This is a genomic window from Companilactobacillus halodurans, from assembly GCF_009600985.1.
In the GTDB taxonomy this organism is placed as follows: Bacteria; Bacillota; Bacilli; order Lactobacillales; family Lactobacillaceae; genus Companilactobacillus; species Companilactobacillus halodurans.
Window position 1 is genome coordinate 1 of record NZ_VDFP01000208.1, and the last position, 1,167, is coordinate 1,167.

1 protein-coding gene and 1 pseudogene are annotated in these 1,167 nt (G+C 34.6%); one reads left to right on the plus strand and one right to left on the minus strand.

Annotated features, from left to right (window positions below):
* A pseudogene (locus tag FHL06_RS13665) lies at window positions 1-501 on the plus strand (excinuclease ABC subunit UvrA); the annotation flags it as partial.
* Between the two features lie 316 nt (window positions 502-817).
* Here the strand turns inward: FHL06_RS13665 and FHL06_RS13670 are convergent.
* Window positions 818-1,167: universal stress protein (locus tag FHL06_RS13670; protein WP_153387199.1), on the minus strand; the 350-nt coding region annotated here is incomplete at its 5' end.

Genomic DNA, 1,167 nt, shown 5'->3' on the forward strand with positions numbered 1-1,167 from the left:
CAAGTTTTGGATATGAAAGTTAAAGAGGCTTTGGAAGGTTTTGGTTATATACCAAAGATAAAACCAAAGTTACAAACTATTGTTGATGTTGGCTTGGGATATGTTTCTTTGGGACAATCAGCCACACAATTATCTGGTGGTGAAGCACAACGAATGAAATTGGCTTCTGAATTGTATAAGAAGTCGAATGGTAAGAACTTTTATATTCTTGATGAACCAACAACCGGATTGCATACTGACGATATCAAACGTCTTTTAGGAGTTTTGCAACGTTTAGTAGACGAAGGAAATACAGTTTTAGTTATTGAACATAATTTGGATGTTGTAAAATCGGCTGACTGGTTGATTGATCTTGGACCTGAACGTGGAGAAGGCGGTGGTAAGATCGTCGGCACTGGAACACCTGAAGAAATTGCCAAAATCAAAGAAAGTTATACTGGACAATATCTGAAACCAATTTTGGAACGTGATACTAAACGTACTAAAGAAGCAGAAAAGTAATAAGAACTATAGCTTAATTTTAAATTTTAAGTATAAAAAAAGAACAGTATCTATTAGGATATTCAGGTATATTGACCTGAAGAAACTTAATAAACACTGTTCTTTTTATTATTGCTTGCCTTTAAAATAGATAATTAACAAAATAACATATTGGTTCGGAACGACAAGAAAATGGGCTCAGTAATGAAATTCTACTTAGCTCATGCAGTAAGGCTATTAGAAGGTCGAGATTTGAAACAATTACGAATTTCAATTGGTTCAAATTCGTACTCTCTACATTCCAACCCAATTTTCTTGTTGTGGCGAACGGCAATTTTTAACTAACAATTAAAATGCTTGTTTTAGAATGTTCAGAAATATATCTCGTCACTGATCCCGTGAAGAGTCTTTCCAAAGCATGAGTACCTGACTTGCCTATTACAATTAAGTCGATTTGCTTTTCTTTAGCAAAATTGATTATTTCTTCTCGAGGCTCACCACTCAATAAATCAGCTTCATAATCTTGTCCAGAGTCCTTGACGATTTGTTGAGCTTTAGTTAAATCTGTGTGCATATCGTCGGCAATATTCTCTTCCAATTTTGGAGCATAGGATACACCAACATTAGTGGGCAGAACGTATACATTAATGACAGAAACAACATAAATCTTTGCCTTGGATTGTTTAG